The 17,416-nt window shown below is 48.2% G+C and carries 10 protein-coding genes; 7 read left to right on the top strand and 3 right to left on the bottom strand.

Annotated elements, in window-relative coordinates:
- Positions 1 to 75 precede the first annotated feature (75 nt).
- The 3 genes from GLV81_RS15770 to GLV81_RS15780 all read left to right on the top strand — a co-directional run bounded on the left by GLV81_RS15770 (position 76) and on the right by GLV81_RS15780 (position 6,278).
- Positions 76 to 588 (top strand): gamma carbonic anhydrase family protein, encoded by a 513-nt coding sequence (locus tag GLV81_RS15770; RefSeq protein ID WP_157479726.1) that lies wholly within the window; start codon positions 76 to 78, stop codon positions 586 to 588.
- Between the two features lie 102 nt (positions 589 to 690).
- Complete coding sequence (locus GLV81_RS15775; protein ID WP_157479727.1) at positions 691 to 858, top strand: hypothetical protein; 168 nt, start codon at positions 691 to 693, stop codon at positions 856 to 858.
- A gap of 35 nt (positions 859 to 893) precedes the next feature.
- Complete coding sequence (locus GLV81_RS15780; protein ID WP_157479728.1) at positions 894 to 6,278, top strand: S8 family serine peptidase; 5,385 nt, start codon at positions 894 to 896, stop codon at positions 6,276 to 6,278.
- Positions 6,279 to 6,356: 78 nt separating this feature from the next.
- Here GLV81_RS15780 and GLV81_RS15785 read toward each other — a convergent pair whose 3' ends face one another.
- Positions 6,357 to 7,664 carry a hypothetical protein gene (locus GLV81_RS15785; RefSeq protein WP_157479729.1) on the bottom strand — a complete coding sequence of 436 codons (1,308 nt, stop codon included), beginning with the start codon at positions 7,662 to 7,664 and terminating at the stop codon, positions 6,357 to 6,359.
- A gap of 325 nt (positions 7,665 to 7,989) precedes the next feature.
- Between GLV81_RS15785 and mfd the strand changes: the two genes are divergently transcribed.
- A complete protein-coding gene (mfd, locus tag GLV81_RS15790; RefSeq protein WP_246186063.1) occupies positions 7,990 to 11,286 on the top strand; it encodes a transcription-repair coupling factor in 3,297 nt (1,098 codons plus the stop codon).
- A gap of 52 nt (positions 11,287 to 11,338) precedes the next feature.
- Here the strand turns inward: mfd and GLV81_RS15795 are convergent, their stop codons facing one another.
- Positions 11,339 to 12,838 carry a DUF4394 domain-containing protein gene (locus GLV81_RS15795; RefSeq protein WP_197428553.1) on the bottom strand — a complete coding sequence of 500 codons (1,500 nt, stop codon included), beginning with the start codon at positions 12,836 to 12,838 and terminating at the stop codon, positions 11,339 to 11,341.
- 212 nt (positions 12,839 to 13,050) lie between these two features.
- On the bottom strand, positions 13,051 to 15,834 hold the full coding sequence (locus GLV81_RS15800) for a leucine--tRNA ligase (protein ID WP_157480779.1): 2,784 nt from the start codon (positions 15,832 to 15,834) through the stop codon (positions 13,051 to 13,053).
- On the opposite strand from GLV81_RS15800, the gene GLV81_RS15805 reads away from it, so the two are divergent.
- The 3 genes from GLV81_RS15805 (at position 15,833) to GLV81_RS15815 (ending at position 17,386) form a co-directional block, all read left to right on the top strand.
- On the top strand, positions 15,833 to 16,069 hold the full coding sequence (locus GLV81_RS15805) for a hypothetical protein (RefSeq protein WP_157479731.1): 237 nt from the start codon (positions 15,833 to 15,835) through the stop codon (positions 16,067 to 16,069). The genes GLV81_RS15800 and GLV81_RS15805 overlap by 2 nt on opposite strands.
- A gap of 43 nt (positions 16,070 to 16,112) precedes the next feature.
- Complete coding sequence (locus tag GLV81_RS15810; protein WP_157479732.1) at positions 16,113 to 16,982, top strand: cell division protein FtsX; 870 nt, start codon at positions 16,113 to 16,115, stop codon at positions 16,980 to 16,982.
- Positions 16,983 to 17,131: 149 nt separating this feature from the next.
- Positions 17,132 to 17,386 (top strand): DUF3098 domain-containing protein, encoded by a 255-nt coding sequence (locus tag GLV81_RS15815; RefSeq protein ID WP_157479733.1) that lies wholly within the window; start codon positions 17,132 to 17,134, stop codon positions 17,384 to 17,386.
- Positions 17,387 to 17,416 lie beyond the last annotated feature (30 nt).

Here is a 17,416-nt window from a genome sequence, read left to right on the forward strand (position 1 = left end):
TGTAAGAATGGTAAAATCAGCAGCGAAGTTGATTGTAAATCACCGATTTTCGCCCTTCAATCCCACAATCTTTTTATGCCGGTAATACTGCCTGTGCTTGGAAAGCACCCCCATTTTGGAAACGACGCATTTATTGCACCAAACGCCACTATTGTGGGCGATGTAGTCATGGGCGACCAATGCAGTATTTGGTTCAACGCAGTGGTAAGGGGCGATGTAAACCACATAAAAATGGGCGATAAAGTAAATGTGCAGGATGGTGCGTGTATCCATTGTACGTATCAAAAACATCCAACCGTTATTGGTAATAATGTGAGTATAGGGCACCACGCCATAGTGCATGGCTGTACCGTGCACGACAATGTGCTGATAGGTATGGGCGCCATTGTAATGGATGCCGTAGTGATAGAAAGCAATAGTATAATAGCCGCAGGCGCTGTAGTACTAGAAGGGACACACGTACCTGCAGGCAGCATATTTGCCGGTGTGCCCGCCAAAAAAGTAAAAGACATTTCACCAGAATTAGTAGAGGGAGAAATAAACCGGATTGCCAATAACTACGTAATGTATTCGGGCTGGTTTAAATAGTTATGACGATTAGCTGACGAAAAGCATTGTTTTATAATATATTATTGCAGAACTTTATTATCCCAAGCATCGCTATAGTTGCTCACAATATTTCATATCTGAATGAAGAAACAATTGATGGTTTTGGCATTATCGGGTTTCTTGCTGTCTTGTGCAAGTAGTAAGAAAAGAGGCTGTCCGAGTAATAGTGCCAGCATGGGTGCCGAACGGGTTTTGGCCGGAGAAAAACCAGAAAAGAAATCTAAGTTCAAGATTAAAGGGATGAACTAATATCCTGCCCCTGGTAGATTGTCAAATCACACTCTATGAAAAAGATCACTTTTTGTAGAGTCCTGTGTTTTGTAATTCTTTTTGCAGGAACAGGACTTTCATCAGAAGCACAAAAAACCGGTTCGGTAAAGCTGGCAACCGGTCAGCAATTGAGCATTTCAGCTACTGCTAACAGCAAATCGCTTTCGCAAATAGCCCAGCAAAAGGCTGCGGGCAAATTCTTCTTTGTGGTGCATAGCAACAACAAACAATTGTTGTCGGATGCCACCCGCCAAACGCCGCTGCGCATTCTGGCCAAGATTGATAACAGCACTTTTATTGTTTCGGCTACACAACTGCCACAAGCTGCCGAATGGCAACGCTTGGGTATCGATGGCACCGCAGTGCTGGAGCCCTTGCACAAAATGATGCCATCACTGGCAGCAGGAAAAATTCCGGATCATGCCCGTAGCGGCCAGTCGCAAGTGCAGTTGCTCATGGCTACCCATCCGGGCATCAGCATTGGCGAAACAAGAGCTCTCTTACAGCAAGCCGGCTTTCAGCCAGACGCATCTCCAGGTAATGCATTTGGTGTGTATGCCATCACCTGCCCTACCAGTCAGGTGAAAGCATTGGCCGCATTACCGTTTGTGGCATTTGTGCAAACCATTCCTCCACCTGATAAAATTTTGAACCAAAGCAGCCGTGCGGTTGCAGGTGCAGGTGCCCTACGGGCATCCGTAGCCGATGGTGGCCGTGGCCTTACAGGTGCAGGCGTTACCGTGGGTGTAGGCGACGATGCCGACCCCAGCCGTCACCCCGATTTATACGACCGCATCATTAACCATACGCCAGGCATTGTAAACGATCACGGAGCACATACTACCGGCACTGTAGCCGGCGCAGGTATTTTGTTGCCACAAAGGGCAGGCTTTGCCCCCAAGGCCAGCATTGTAAGTCAATGGTTCAGTGGTATTTGGCAAAATGCCGGTACCTATGTACGAGATTACAACATGGTGCTGACCAACAATAGCTACGGCAATATCATGGGCGATTGCGAAATGGCAGGAACTTATGATTTGTCGAGCAGCTTACTTGACCAGCAAGCCTTTAGTTATCCGCAATTGTTGCATGTATTTGCATCGGGCAACGATGGTGAATACACATGTGCACCATATCCTTTTCATTACGCCACGGTGCTTTCAGGCATGCAGTCTGCCAAAAACACCATTACTGTTGGCCGCACCGACTACATCCAATTTGCCAGCTCCAGCAGCAGCACCGGTCCTGTAAAAGACGGCCGCATCAAACCAGAAATCGTCGCCCTTGGTGAAGCCATTATGAGTACCACCGGTAATTACAGTATAAACAGTGCTTACTTTGGCGCATGGGGTACCAGTATGGCCGCACCTGCCGTTACCGGCGGACTGGCCCTGTTGTACGAAAGGTACCGCCAGCTGCATGGCAACAGCAATCCGGATGGAGCACTGATGAAAGCCTTGCTGTTGAATGGTGCCAGAGATATTGGCACACCCGGCCCCGACTACCGGCATGGCTTTGGCATGTTGCACCTCAGCAACAGCCTGCGGATGTTGGAAGCCACGCATTATCGACTTGGCGCTATTACACAAGGCGCTACGCAAGACACGGTAATAGCAGTTCCTGCGGGCACCCATCAGTTAAAAGTAATGTTGTACTGGCACGACCCCGCCGCCAGTCCTGTTGCTGCCAAAACGCTCATCAATGATCTGGACTTACAGGTAATTACCCCCGGCGGCAGTACCGTATATCCATTGGTATTGAATGCTGGTGCCGGTAGCGTAACCAATGCTGCCACCCAAGGCACCGATCACGTCAACAACATAGAACAAGTAGTAATCAATACACCCGTAGCAGGAAACTATACCATACGGGTGAGAGGATATGATGTATTGGTTAATAGTCCGCAACAATATGCTGTAGCTTTTGATGCGCTGCCTCAAGGCATCCACATTCTTACACCTGCAGCCGGCGAAACCTGGACGCCCAATGGTCCTTCTATTCCCATCACCTTAGATTATCATGGTAATAACACAGGCACATTTAAGTTGGAGTACAGCTATGATGGCGGCAGCACCTGGAATCTGATAGCAGACAATCAGGACAATGCATTGCGCTTTTACAACTGGCCTCCACCAGCTACCATCAACACCACCAGCCGCATCAAAATCACCAATAACAGTACAGGTGAAACAGCCATTAGCGAAATGTTCAGTTTAATGAGCAACCCAACGGCTTCATTAGCTCCGGATGCGCAACAATGTGAAGGGTATATCAAAATCAACTGGAATACAGTTACAGGCGCAGATGGCTATGAAATTATTATGAAGCAAGGCGCTGAAATGGTACCCATAGCACAAGTAAGCAATAGCACCCTCAGCTACACAGCCGGCGGTCTTTCAAAAGATTCTGTTTATTACTTATCAGTTCGAACCATTAAAAATGGCAAAGTCAGCCGCTGGAGCACACCGGTTGAACGCCAGCCCAACACAGGCAGCTGCACCGGTAGTATCAGCGATGGTGATTTGAAAGCCGATGCGATACTAAGCCCCGTGAGTGGCCGCCAGTTTACCAGCAGTGCTCTTTCTGCCAACAGCAATTTGAGTATTCGCATTAAAAACCTCGACGATGCTGCAGTGTCTGATTTTACAGTGCAGTACAGCATCAACGGTGCTGCATTTGTGCAGGAAAATGTGAGCACCAGCATTGCAGCCAATGCAAGCTACACGCATACTTTCAGCAGCACAATAGATTTATCTGCCACTGGCGATTACCATATTGTAGCCGTTGTAAAAAACAATGCAGGCGATGCCAACAGCAGCAACGATACCATTCGCAGCACGGTTCGCCATTTGCCCAATGCAGCGTTGAGTTTAATACCTGCCGTCACCGAATCGTTTGAATCCAGCAATGGTCAGCAAGTATTGGCCAGTGGCAAAGGCATTGCCGGCACCCACCGTTGGGACTTTACTACGGATGATGCTTTTGGACGTTTGCGCAGTGCCGCTTTTGGCGATGTAGCCCGTACCGGCAGCAAAGCGATGACACTGGATGTTCGCCGTTCTACTCCGTATGCTACCTCAGCCAACAATGAATTGATAGGCACATTCAACCTCTCCAATTACAACACCAGCCACGAAGTGCGGTTTGAGTTTTTCTACAAACAACATGGCATTGCACAAGGTGCCGGTGCTCAAAACAAAGTATGGGCAAGGGGTAGTGAAAACGACACCTGGGTGGAAGTGTACGATTTAGGCGCCAATCAATCTGCTATTGCAGGGGAGTACAAAAAAACCAAGAGCATTGAAATCAGCGATGCTTTGCAGGCAGCCGGTCAGCAATTTTCAACCAGCACACAAATTAAGTTTGGACAGTACGGCTTGTATGCTGCCGCCGATAACCGACGCTTTGCAGGATACAGTTTTGACGACATAACCCTACAGTTGGCCAACAATGATTTGCAACTGCTGGCCATTGATACGCCATACATTTTTAGTTGCGGACTTACGGCTGCTGTTCCCATTCGGGTAGAAGTGTACAACTCTATGAATGTAGCCATGTACAACGTACCGGTAAGCTACCGCATCGACAATGGTAGCTGGGTGCAGGAAACCATTGAGTACATGCCAGCGCACACAACCATCACCTACACTTTTGCCAATACGGCCAACCTTTCTTCGTACGGTAGCCATACTATAGAAGCGATGGTTGATATGCCTGCTGATAACATCAGCAATAACAACAGCGTTACCACCATCATCCGCAATCAGCCTGTGGTGAGTAGTTTTCCTTACAGCGAAGATTTTGAAAACGGCACCGGCAACTGGTTTACCGAAGGCATCAACAACAGCTGGCAGTACGGCACTCCGGCACATACAGGTATATCCACCGCAGCCAGTGGTACCAAGGCCTGGAAAACAACCCTCGCCGGTCATTACAACGACAACGAATTCAGTTATCTCTATTCGCCTTGCTTCAACATCAATAGCATGACTGCGCCAACGCTTAGCTTTAGCATGGCTTATGATATGGAAGACTGCAGCATGTACAATATTGTTTGCGACGCTGTGTGGGTAGAGTACAGCTACGATGCCGTAAACTGGCAGCGACTGGGTAGTGGCGGCAGCGGTACCAACTGGTACGATTTTCCTGCTGCACAAGCCTGGGTAGGCAAAAACCAAACACACTGGCATGTGGCGACTACAGCACTGCCTAAGCAGGCAGGCAATATCAGCCTGCGTATTGTAGTTGGCAGCGATGATGCCGTCAACCGTGAAGGCGTTGCCATTGACGACATCCATATTTTTGATAACGTATTACCGATTTATGCACAATCGAACAACAGCAATGTTGTAACACAATCGATTTCTGGAAACGGCCAGTTTGATTTTACAGATGGTGGCCAGATTATTGCCAGCATTTTTCCGAATGGCAATAACCTTGGCAGCACTGCAGTAAAAGCATGGATCAATACGGGCACTGTACGCAATGATGGTCATCAGTATTTTGCCAACCGCAGCTTTACCATCAAACCCAGCAATCCTGTAATGGGTGCTCCGGTTACAGTACGGTTGTATTTTACCGATGCTGAGGTACAAGAAATGCGCCTGGCCAGTAGCTGCGATGATTGCACGCCGCCAGCTGCTTACAACAAGCTCAACATTACCCGCTACTCCGAAAGCGGCGGTGCCAATGAAGATGGCAGCATTGATAACAACCTGACGGGCACCTGGAAAAGCATTGTAAGTGATAATATCATTTTCACCCCTTATGGCAGCGGTTATTATGCCGAGTTCGAAGTGGATGCTTTCTCCGAATTCTGGATTACAGATGGCAGTTACAGCATTGCATTGCCTGCCACTTGGGTAAGCTTTGACGCACAGAAAAATGCACAACAAGATGTGCTGCTGCAATGGCGTACGGCCAATGAAAGCGATGTATTGCAATACGAACCACAGGTAAGTACAAATGGCATTGACTTTACAAGCCTCGGAAGTGTGGCTGCACAAAATGCCCTGGCCGCCAGCTATCAATTTACCGATGCTACTGCAGGCAAAAGCGGCACCCGCATTTACCGCATCAAACAAACCGACCGCGATGGCAACATCAGCTACAGTGCCATTCGTAGTGTACAGTTTGGTAAAATAACTGCCAGCATCAGCACCTATCCTAATCCGGTACAAAACCAGTTGCTCTTGGCCATGGTAAACGATGCCGCCATTGATGTACAATGGAGCATAACCGATGCCGCCGGAAGAATTGTATTGAGTGGCAAATGGCAAACCAGTGCCAGCGCTGCCAAAACCAGTATCGATACGCATGCACTTACTGCAGGCATGTACACCCTTACGGTAACCGACGGCACCCAACGCTGGTACAGCAAAGTGGTAAAAGCCAACTAGATTTTATTTTCATCAAAAGCAAACGCCCGGCAATTATTGTCGGGCGTTTGCTTTTGTATAGCATTCACATAATAAGTATCATCTGTTGGCTTCACTCAACCAATGAAATTGTTTTTCTGCCAATTGAAAATGCCGGTGCATCCGGCGCAAACGAATGGCCACAGAATCTGCGTTGATTTTTCCTTTCAAGAGCATGCTGTTGCTATCGGGCAATTGCAACTGAAGCGTAAACAGTGGTGCACTATCTGTCGCAAATTTTCTGAATGCCAGTGTAGTGCCCGTGCTATCGGGCAGGTAAGCAAAATAGCTGCGCCGATAGCGGATTCTAAACATAGAATCAACGGCATTAATGCTGCCTTGTCCGTTGTAATCAAAAATGATGTCTTTCCAATGTGCCGCATTGGCATAATCCGTTTTTACCGTGTCGCCGTTTTGCACCCACCATTCTACCTGATACATATCGGGCTTCACCGGTGGCAACACTTTTACAATCTCTGCATTTACCTGCTCACGGTATTGCATGGCAGAAACAATGGTGATACCCATGCTTGCAAGTACAAACAAAGATTTTGCTACCACCCGACTGATGCGTTTCCATTTAGTAGCGAACTGATGCTCGAACAATACCGAAGGCATCGCCGGCTTGTTGAGTAAAAAAAATGGTATCAACCGGCTTCTTTCTTGCCACAACAAATACGCACTGATAAAACACAAATGGATGGAATAAATTTTCACCGGAATATCATAGCTGAGATTGAGCATAGCCACATTCAACATTACCCCAAAAGCAACTAAGGCGCCCAGTGTAGCAGTTCTGCGCCACAACAGCAGCAGTGCGGCCACCACTTCTGCCACACCCGAAAACACCTGATACGGAGTGCTGTAGCCAATAAACATCCACGACAAACGCATGGGTAAAAAATCGCCCAAAGGCGTAGCCAGCTGGCTCATATTGGGAAAAGGCATTTGCAGTGCAAAAACCTTTTGAATACCATATGAAAAACAAGCCAGCAATAAGGTATACCGCAGCAGCAAGCACAACCAGTAATGAAGCTGATGATAAGCTGGTCTTTTTCTATCAGCAATGCTCCATACAATACCTGCCACAAAAGCCAGCATGAGGTAGGTGTACATCACAGCCCAGCCATACGAAGTATCGCCACTGCCATTGGGCATTACCAGCGGATCTGCAATGTGCAGCCAATGTTTGTTTACCCATGCAGTGAGCCAGTCAATGGGTGAAAACAACACTTGCATGACACCATAGGCACCGGGTATAAACTCCAAAAATGATGCAGGATTAAAACTGAGGACCAAATAAACGAAAGCAAAACGAAAGCCAATGCGGCGCCACAATGGCCACGGCTGGGTGGGTATTGATTCCATGGTTGAAGGGGTAAAAATTTACCAACCAATATACCAAAAACTGCAGATGCAAACAGCAGCCAACAGTTGTTTCACTAATGCCACCCTCAACAAATACCTGCAAAAGCTGTTGTGAAAGGATAGAGTTTCTGACATTCAAACCACCACCGGCATTGGGTATTTGTTACATTTGCCGCCCTTATGAATCTTGATGCGCTGAAGGAAACGTATCGCAATGACCCCCGCATTTTTCAATTGGCGGACAGGCTTGCTTTTGCCAAACCCCAACATATCAGCGCCCACGGGCTGCATGGTAGTAGCCAGGCCATGACGATGGCGGCCGTGTTTGAACACCCCGCTTGCTGCAGGCCTCAACCATGTGGTGATTATGGAAGATGCGGAAGATGCCGCTTACTTCCACAATAGTCTCGAAAACATTACCAATGCGCTGGACCTGTTTTACTTTCCCAGCTCATTTAAAAACAGCAAAAACTTTCGGTTGCTCAACAGCAGCCACGTGATGCTGCGGACCGAAGCACTCACCAAAATAGCCACGGGCGGCAACAAGAAAATATTGGTAACCTACCCCGAAGCCATTTTTGAAAAAGTGGTGGTGAGCAAAACACTGTCGGGCAATATCATCAGCATCAAACAAGCCGAAGAGCTGAACGTCGAAGGCATACTAGAACTGCTGGTGATGCTCGGTTTTACCCGCACCGATTTTGTGTATGAACCCGGCCAGTTTGCCGTACGTGGCGGCATTCTCGACATCTATTCTTTTGGCAATGAAAAGCCATACCGCATAGAACTTTTTGGCAACGAAGTAGACAGCATCCGCATCTTCGACCCGGAAACACAGCTCAGCGAACGCAAGCTGTTGTCGGTAAATATCATCCCCAATATTGAAACACAATTTGAAAAGGAAGAGAAAACATCGCTGTTTGAATTTATGCCGGAAAATACCGTGGTATGGATGAACGACTGGACATTCATTCACGAAAAAATGCAGCAGGAAAAAGAACAGCTGCAGATTTTTCTGGAATACCTGAAAGACAATCCTGGTGCAGCTTTGGACAATGGCGATGAGGAAGACAAACCGCTCACCAAAGAGAATGTCAACGAAGGCGATTTTGTAGATATTGGTGCATTTGAAGACTTGCTGGCACTGCGTCATCAAATTGTGTTTGATGGAAAATGTGCTGCATCAGGCAAAGTAAATGCAGAAACAACCGTGGTGCCTTTCAACACCAAACCACAACCCAGTTTCAACCGCAATTTCAATTTGCTCATTGCCGATTTGAAAAGCTGGGAACAAAAAGGATTTGCCATTTACCTGTTTGCTGAACAGGCCAAGCAACTCGAACGCATTTACAACATCCTTACCGACCTCAACACAGAAATTCAATTCAATCCGGTTGCGGTCAGCATTCACGAAGGTTTTATTGATGAAGACCTGAAACTGGTGTGCTACACTGATCACCAGATTTTCCAACGCTACCACAAGTTCAAGGTGAAACAGGCTTTCAGCAAAAACAAAGCCATCACCCTCAAAACCTTGCGGGAGCTGCAGCCCGGCGATTATGTTACCCACATCGATCATGGTGTGGGCATCTTCAGCGGATTGGAAAAAATGGATGTAAACGGCCGCATGCAAGAAGCGGTTCGCCTTCGCTATAAGGATGGCGATTTGCTCTACGTCAATCTATCTTCGTTACACAAGATTAGTAAGTACACCGGCAAAGAAGGCCATGTACCCAAAATGAATAAACTGGGTAGCGATGTATGGAACCGACTGAAAGAAAAGACGACCAAGCAAATCAAGGATATTGCTGAAGACCTGATTAAACTTTACGCCGAACGCAAGGCGCAGAAAGGCTTTGCCCACAGCGCCGACAACTACATGCAAACGGAGCTGGAAGCTTCGTTCATGTACGAAGACACACCCGACCAGGCCAAGGCCAGTGCCGATGTAAAAAAAGACATGGAAAAAGACAGCCCCATGGACCGACTGGTGTGTGGCGATGTAGGCTTTGGCAAAACTGAAGTAGCTATTCGTGCTGCTTTCAAAAGTGTGGTGGATGGCAAGCAGGCTGCTATTTTGGTGCCCACTACCATCCTTGCGTATCAGCACTACAAAACCTTCAGTAAGCGGTTGGAAGATTTTCCGGTGACGGTTGATTTCATCAATCGTTTTAAAAGCAGCAAGGAGAAAAAAGAAACGCTGCAAAAACTAAAAGAAGGAAAAATAGACATCATTGTAGGTACACATGCCCTGCTGGGAAAAGACGTGCAGTTTAAAGACCTCGGCATCATGATTATTGATGAAGAGCAAAAGTTTGGTGTATCGGCCAAAGAAAAACTGAAGCAACTACGTACAACGGTAGACAGCTTGACGCTGACAGCAACACCCATACCCCGCACTTTGCAATTCAGCCTTATGGGTGCCCGTGATTTGAGCATCATCAACACACCACCACCCAACCGGCAACCAGTACAAACCGAAGTGCAGGTGTTTAACGAAGACAATATCCGCGACGCCATTTACTACGAAACAGAACGTGGCGGGCAGGTGTTTTTCATTCACAACCGCGTCGCCAGTTTGGGCGAAATGGCAGCTCTCATTCGTGGCCTCTGCCCCGACCTGAGCGTGGCTTTTGCTCATGGTCAAATGGATGGCGACCAGCTCGAAGACACCATCCTCGATTTTATGGACAAACGCTACGATGTGCTGGTGTGTACCAACATTGTGGAAAGTGGTGTAGACATTCCGAATGTGAACACCATCATCGTCAACAATGCGCATCAGTTTGGTTTGAGTGACTTGCACCAACTGCGTGGCCGTGTAGGTCGCAGCAATAAAAAAGCATTTTGCTACCTGCTGGCTCCGCCCATGAGTACGCTGCCACACGATAGCCGCAAACGCCTGCAAACACTGGAGCAGTTCAGCGAACTGGGCAGTGGTTTTCAAATTGCCATGCGAGACCTCGACATACGTGGTGCCGGTAATTTGCTGGGTGGCGAGCAAAGTGGTTTCATTGCCGAAATTGGTTTTGAGATGTACCACAAAATTTTGGATGAAGCCATTCGTGATCTCAAACGCAAACAATTCAAAGACCTGTTTAAAGAAGAGATAGCGCAGCAAGACGATTACGTAAGCGACTGTACCATTGAAACCGATCTGGAAATATTGATACCGGATACTTACGTAGAAAACATTGCCGAACGATTGAGTTTGTACACCCGCCTCGACAACTCCGACAGCGAAGAAGAACTACAGGAATTTCATCAGGAACTGAGCGACCGCTTTGGTGCCGTGCCACCACAAGTAGAAGATTTGTTCCGTACCGTACGCAGCCGCAAAATTGCTGTGGCATTGGGTTTCGAGAAAATGTTGCTCCGCGACAACGTACTCAAATGCTTCTTTGTACCCAATCATGAATCGCCTTACTTCCAGAGTGATGTGTTCATGAAAATCATGCAGTTTATACAAACCGAAACCAACAAAGCCAAACTAAAACAAGTAGGTAAAAATGGGATTCTGGTAGTAACAGATATGACCAGCATGGAAAAGCTGTTGGCCTTTGTGCAGAAGCTGCATGCCTTTGCTACAGCAAAAAATAACGAGACTGTATTACAGCCATAAAAAAGATCCTGCCGAAGCAGGACCTTCCAAGGGTAAACGAAACAGCCAACAATTAAAAACCAGTACCAATAGCGAAGCCCGTGGCTGCGTGGGCAAATGCTTTTGGACTGCTGGTGCTGCCGTCTTTGAGATTTATTTTTACCAGCATGTTGCCACTGGCACTGCTGTAGATAGCCCATGCTTCGTTGGAGCGGCTGCCAATATCAAAACCATTGGCAGCAGAGAAGCCAACAGACAGGCTGGCTTTTAATTCCAGCGTGCCATTGTTGGGCGGATTTTGCAAGTACAATTTGCCGGCTACATGATCTATCACGTACAGCTCAGTACTGCTGGTACCCGCAAAATTGTTGGTGTAAGCAGCGGCACTCACAGCGGGACTTCCAGGATTCAACAGTCCATCTACGGCTACTACAGCTCCATCGTTAGGGTTGATGCGCAGGTTTTGACCGAGGTTGCTCACCACACGAATGCGGTCGACCGTAGGGTTGAAGTCAAAACCAAAATCGCTGCCGAGGAGTGCAGTGCCAAAACTGCTGCCCACTTGTGTAGCGGCACCGGTAGCCAGGTTGAAAGCATACAGCCTGCCGCTGCTTCCCAGTCCGTAGAGTTGACCATTTGCCGGGCGGAAATCAATGCCCAGCATTTTTTCCATGGCTTGCAAACCCGTAATGTCTTTGGCTACGGTACTGGCCGGTTGGTTGGGATTGAAAATGTGTAATTGATTGCTGGCAGTAACTGCATACGCTACAGGCATGGTGGGTATGGCAATGTCTACCACTGCTGCAGACAGCTTACCAATGCTGCTGGCCTTACCCGTCATTAAATCAACGGTGTACAGATTGCTGCTCATGCCATCGGCTACGGTAGCAATGGCGGTATTAGTACCAGCAGCTATATCAAAACCACTCATCATGCTGCTGCTGAAGCCCAAACTTCCCACTGCAACCAGTGTACCATTGTTGGGTGGGTCTTGCTTGTACAGCATCCCATTTTTTACATCAATGTCATACAGCACAGTGCTGGCTGCACCAGCCATAGCATTGGTATAACCAATGGCGCCAATGCTGGCCGATGCACCATTAATGATACCATCAGTAGCTACTACCACGCCGGTTTCGGGATGCAGGCGCAGGTTTTGCCCAGTGCTGCCTACCAGGCGAATGCGGTCCACTGTGGGGTTAAAATCAATAGCAGTCATGTTGCTACTGATAGCCGGTGTAAAGCTGGCGCTGCCAATGGCACGGGCCTTTCCATTGTCGCGGTTGATGACATAAATGCGACTGCTGCTACCCAGGCCATACAATTCGCCGGTGGCTGGCCTAAAATCGATGCTCAGCAATTTTTCACCTTCCGCCAATTGCGTCACCATAACGGTGGCATCAATTTTGGACGGCATAGAGGCATTGAACGTGACCAAGGTATTGGCACTGGTGAGGGCCACTACTTCCACATCGGGGCCTTTGGGCTGGTTGCCCATGTCTTTCTTTTCGCAGGCGGTGAGCAATACAGACAGCATTGCCCCTGCCGTAATGGATAAAAGGGTACGGTACATGTTGTGCGTTTTGTTTGCAGGCATGTACGAGAGCCGGATGCAGTTTGGATGATGGTGGATGAAAAAAATATTGCTCCCCTTCCGCACCGATTCGTGTCTCTATAAGTATGGCCGCGAAGCAAGAATCATTGCAGAAAAAAAACGCCGGTCACTTTGCAGTAGCCGGCGTTTCTATTTTTTTATACTGATTCGTGTGCTACGAACCATGGCGTTTAAATCACCACATTAATCATCCTGCCCTTTACAAAAATGAACTTCTTGGGCGTTTTGCCTTCGAGCCATTTTTGTACCACTTCGTTGGCGAGAGTGGCGGCTTCGGCTGCTGCCTGATCGGCATCGGCGGGCAGCATAAGGGTGGTGCGCAGTTTACCATTTACACTCACCGGATATTCCTTGGTGCTCTCCAGCACATGTGCCGGATTGAATTCCGGGAATGCCGCATCCAGCACACTGTCGGTGTGGCCTAACGCACTATAGAGTTCTGCAGCCATGTGTGGCGCATAGGGTGCCAGCAAAATAGCCAGTGGCTCCAGTATGGCAGCCTTGCGGCATTTCAAATCGTTGAGTTCATTTACACATACCATCAAGGCACTTACCACCGTGTTGAAGCTGAAGCGTTCAATGTCTTCTTCTACTTTCTTAATGGTTTTGTGCAGCACTTTCAGCTCATCGGCGGTGGGTGCATCTTGTGTTACCTGCAGGCCTTTCACTTCATCAAAATACAGGCGCCACAGTTTTTTCAAAAAGCGGTGTACGCCTTCGATGCCTTTGGTATCCCATGGCTTGCTTACTTCCACCGGACCGAGGAACATTTCGTACATGCGGAAGGTATCGGCACCAAACTTTTGTACGAGGTCGTCGGGGTTCACGGTGTTGAACTTGCTCTTCGACATTTTTTCTACTTCTGCACCGCAGATGTAAGCCCCCTGGCCCCCGGTGGGGGAATACAAGCTGCCATCTTCCAAAATAAATTCAGCATTGGCGTATTCCCCATTGCGCCATTTCTTGAACGCTTCGATGTCGAGTTCGTAGCCGTCTACGAAGTTTACATCCGCATGAATTTTATCGATCTTTTGTCCTTTGTATTCTTCATTCGCATCCAGCAATCCTTTCGACACAAATTTGTTAGTACCATTAATGCGATACACAAACCTCGAACTACCCTGAATCATCCCCTGATTCAGCAACTTTTTAAACGGTTCATCAAAACCAATATACCCGAGGTCGTACAGCACTTTGGTCCACATACGGCTGTACAGCAAGTGGCCAACGGCATGCTCGGTGCCGCCTACATACAAGTCTACCTGATTCCAGTAATCACTTACGGAACGGTTGCAAAATTCAGCCTCGTTGTGTGGATCCATGTAGCGCAAAAAATACCACGATGAACCTGCGTAGCCGGGCATGGTTGAGGTTTCGCGTTTGCCCTCCGGTGTATTTACCCATTCGGCAATGTTGGCCAGCGGGCCTTCGCCTTCGGGACCGGGACCATATTTTTCTACATGTGGCAAGGTGAGTGGCAATGCCGTTTCGGGCATGGCAGTGGGTACGCCGTCATTCCACAAAATAGGGAATGGCTCGCCCCAGTAGCGCTGGCGGCTAAAGCCGGCGTCACGCATTTTGTAATTTACTTTTCGCTTGCCTATGCCCAGTTCTTCCAGTTTATCGTTGGCCACGGCAATGGCATCTTTCATGAGCAAGCCCGTGAGAAAGCCACTGTTTTCCAGCACGGCATCTTTGGTGGGGTTGGCTTCCTGACCATTAAAATGCTGGCCAATAATATTGGTGATGGGAATATTGAAATGCTGCGCAAATTTAAAATCACGTTCGTCGCCGCAGGGCACCGCCATAATTGCACCTGTGCCATAGCCAGCCAATACATACTCCGCTATGTAAATGGGAATTTCAACGCCGTTAAACGGATTAATAGCATAGCCACCCGTAAAACATCCCGTTATTTGTTTCACTTCCGCCTGGCGTTCACGGTCGCTGCGGCTTTTTACATAGGCCACGTAGTTGTCTACCGCTTCGGCTTGTTCGGCCGATTTTATTTGGTTCACCAATTCCAACTCGGGTGCTATCACCATAAAATCAACCCCGAAAATGGTATCGGGCCGGGTGGTGTACACTTTCAGTTTTTGGTCCAATCCTTTAATGGCAAAATCGATTTCAGCGCCTTCGCTGCGACCAATCCAGTTGCGTTGCATTTCTTTCATGCTATCGCTAAAGTCTACCCGGTTGAGACCTTCCAGCAATCTGTCGGCATAGGCCGTAATGCGCAAATACCATTGGCGCATTTTCTTTTTAATCACCGGGTGCCCGCCACGTTCGCTTACGCCATTCACCACTTCATCGTTGGCCAGCACGGTGCCCAAGGCTTCGCACCAGTTTACTTCGCCGTAGGCAGAAAATGCCAGGCGGCGTTTCATGAGCCATTCTTCTTTTTCGGCTGCAGAAAAAGCTTGCCACTCAGCAGCGGTAAAATGTTTGCTGCCACTGGTTTCGTATTTCGCAATCAGTTCGGCTATTGGCCTTGCTTTTTGTTGTGTATTGCAGAAATAGCTATTGTACAAATCCAGAAAAATCTTCTGCGTCCATTTGTAATACTCCGGCTTGCTGGTGTTTACCTCACGGTCCCAGTCGTAGCAAAAACCAATCTTATCGAGCTGTGCCCGAAAGTTGTTGATGTTTTGGGCGGTGCTCACAGCAGGGTGTACGCCATGCTCCAGCGCATACTGCTCAGCAGGCAGGCCAAAAGCATCGTAGCCCATGGGGTGTAGCACATTGAAGCCTTTCAGGCGTTTGTAGCGGCTGAAAATATCGCTGGCAATGTAGCCGAGCGGATGGCCCACATGCAGGCCGGCACCGCTGGGGTACGGAAACATATCGAGCACATAATACTTGGGCTTGCTGCTGTTGTTGGGCACCTGATACGCTTTGGTATCATTCCACTGCTGTTGCCATTTTTTTTCAATGGCGTTGAAGTTGTATTCCATGAGTAACACCCTTGGGGTTATGGTTTCAAAAAAATGTGTGCATGGAGAAATCCGCTGTCGGCAGCAGTTGCTGCGTGGTTGGTTTTTCGCATGGGCGGTTCCTGTTAAAAGCCTGTTATTGGCTTTCCATCTTTTCTATGGCAGGGCAATAGTGCCCGGCCGCAAACGTTTAAAACAGGAGCGCAAAAATAAGGAAAGGCTTATTCCGTTATTTTTGTCCGGTTCACAAGGCTGAAACTTTGCTTCGGCATTACTAACTCCACATACAACAAACGCTTATGTCTCAAGTAGGGAAAATGGGTACCCGCAAAGGCCGCACATCATACGCCATGGCTATTGTAGGTGTATCGTTGGTTTTGATTTTGATGGGTGTACTGGGCTGGATTGGCATCAACTATACTAAGCTGGCCGATTATTTCCGCGAAAGTGTACCCGTGCAGGTGTTTCTCCGCGAAACCACTACCGACGCCGAAAAAGATGCACTGGTAGCACAGGTAAAGGCCCTGCCCTACATTAAAGCCTACACCTACAAAGACAAAACCACGGCCATGAAAGAGTGGCAGGCCATGGGCAACGAAGATTTTACGCAGTTTATTGATACCAATATTTTGCCCCGCAGTATTGAAATGAACCTGAAAAGCCAGTATGTGGTGGCCGATACCCTCAAAAAAATTGAAGGCATTTTTAAGGCCAGCCCTTACGTAACCGATATTAAGTACCCGCAAAATGTGGTGGGCAATATGACCATCTTGTCGAAAATTGGTTTTGCCCTGCTGGCCGTAGCCTTGGTGCTGGCCGTGGTGGTGATCGTCCTCATCGACAATACCATTCGCCTGGCCATGTTTAGCAACCGTTTCCTCATTAAAACCATGCAAATGGTTGGCGCCACCCGTGGCTTTATTGCCCGGCCGCTCAACATACGGGCCATCATCAACGGCAGCATTGCCGGCGGCATTGCCATTGTGGTGTGCGGCCTTATACTGGTGACCCTCGAAGGATGGGTACCCGAACTGAAGGCCGTACACGATACCGGCCTGCTGCTGTTGCTGGCGCTGAGCCTGCTCGTATTGGGCGTGGCCATCAGCCTCTTCAGCACCCACCGCAGCGTGGTAAAATACCTGAAGATGAAGTTGGATGATTTGTATTAGCATAGTTGAAAGATGATGGTTGGTGGTTGATAGTGAATACCATTTCCGCTGATTGAACATGTGAACACGTCAACTCGTAAACTCGTAAACTTGCTATCTCGTCAACTTTCCCTGTTTTCCTTTACTTTGCCCCTCTAACATTTGAACGCATGTCTACTAAAAAAGATAACAAGCAACACAGTGTGGTAGACCACACCCCGCTTTTTGGCAAAAAGAACTTTCTGCTCATGTTGCTGGGTGGGGTGATTATTGCAGCCGGCATGCTGGTAATGGCCGGTGGCAAAAGCGCCGACCCTACTATTTTCAACGACAAAGAAGTGTACAGCACCCTGCGCATCACCGTAGCACCCATCCTTATTTTGCTGGGCCTGGTAGTAGAAGTGTACGCCATCTTCAAAAAATAATTTTTCGGAACCACTTTGGAAGGAACCCTC

Origin of the sequence: Phnomibacter ginsenosidimutans, assembly GCF_009740285.1 — a bacterium.
Taxonomy (GTDB): Bacteria; Bacteroidota; Bacteroidia; order Chitinophagales; family Chitinophagaceae; genus Phnomibacter; species Phnomibacter ginsenosidimutans.

What these genes read in the sequence shown, in the direction of transcription:
- GLV81_RS15780 (WP_157479728.1), top strand. Translation starts at nt 894, where the DNA reads ATGAAAAAGATCACTTTTTGTAGAGTCCTGTGTTTTGTAATTCTTTTT.
- GLV81_RS15785 (WP_157479729.1), bottom strand. Translation starts at nt 7,664, where the DNA reads ATGGAATCAATACCCACCCAGCCGTGGCCATTGTGGCGCCGCATTGGC.
- GLV81_RS15775 (WP_157479727.1), top strand. Translation starts at nt 691, where the DNA reads ATGAAGAAACAATTGATGGTTTTGGCATTATCGGGTTTCTTGCTGTCT.
- GLV81_RS15810 (WP_157479732.1), top strand. Translation starts at nt 16,113, where the DNA reads ATGTCTCAAGTAGGGAAAATGGGTACCCGCAAAGGCCGCACATCATAC.
- GLV81_RS15805 (WP_157479731.1), top strand. Translation starts at nt 15,833, where the DNA reads ATGAGTAACACCCTTGGGGTTATGGTTTCAAAAAAATGTGTGCATGGA.
- GLV81_RS15770 (WP_157479726.1), top strand. Translation starts at nt 76, where the DNA reads ATGCCGGTAATACTGCCTGTGCTTGGAAAGCACCCCCATTTTGGAAAC.
- GLV81_RS15800 (WP_157480779.1), bottom strand. Translation starts at nt 15,834, where the DNA reads ATGGAATACAACTTCAACGCCATTGAAAAAAAATGGCAACAGCAGTGG.
- GLV81_RS15795 (WP_197428553.1), bottom strand. Translation starts at nt 12,838, where the DNA reads ATGTACCGTACCCTTTTATCCATTACGGCAGGGGCAATGCTGTCTGTA.
- GLV81_RS15815 (WP_157479733.1), top strand. Translation starts at nt 17,132, where the DNA reads ATGTCTACTAAAAAAGATAACAAGCAACACAGTGTGGTAGACCACACC.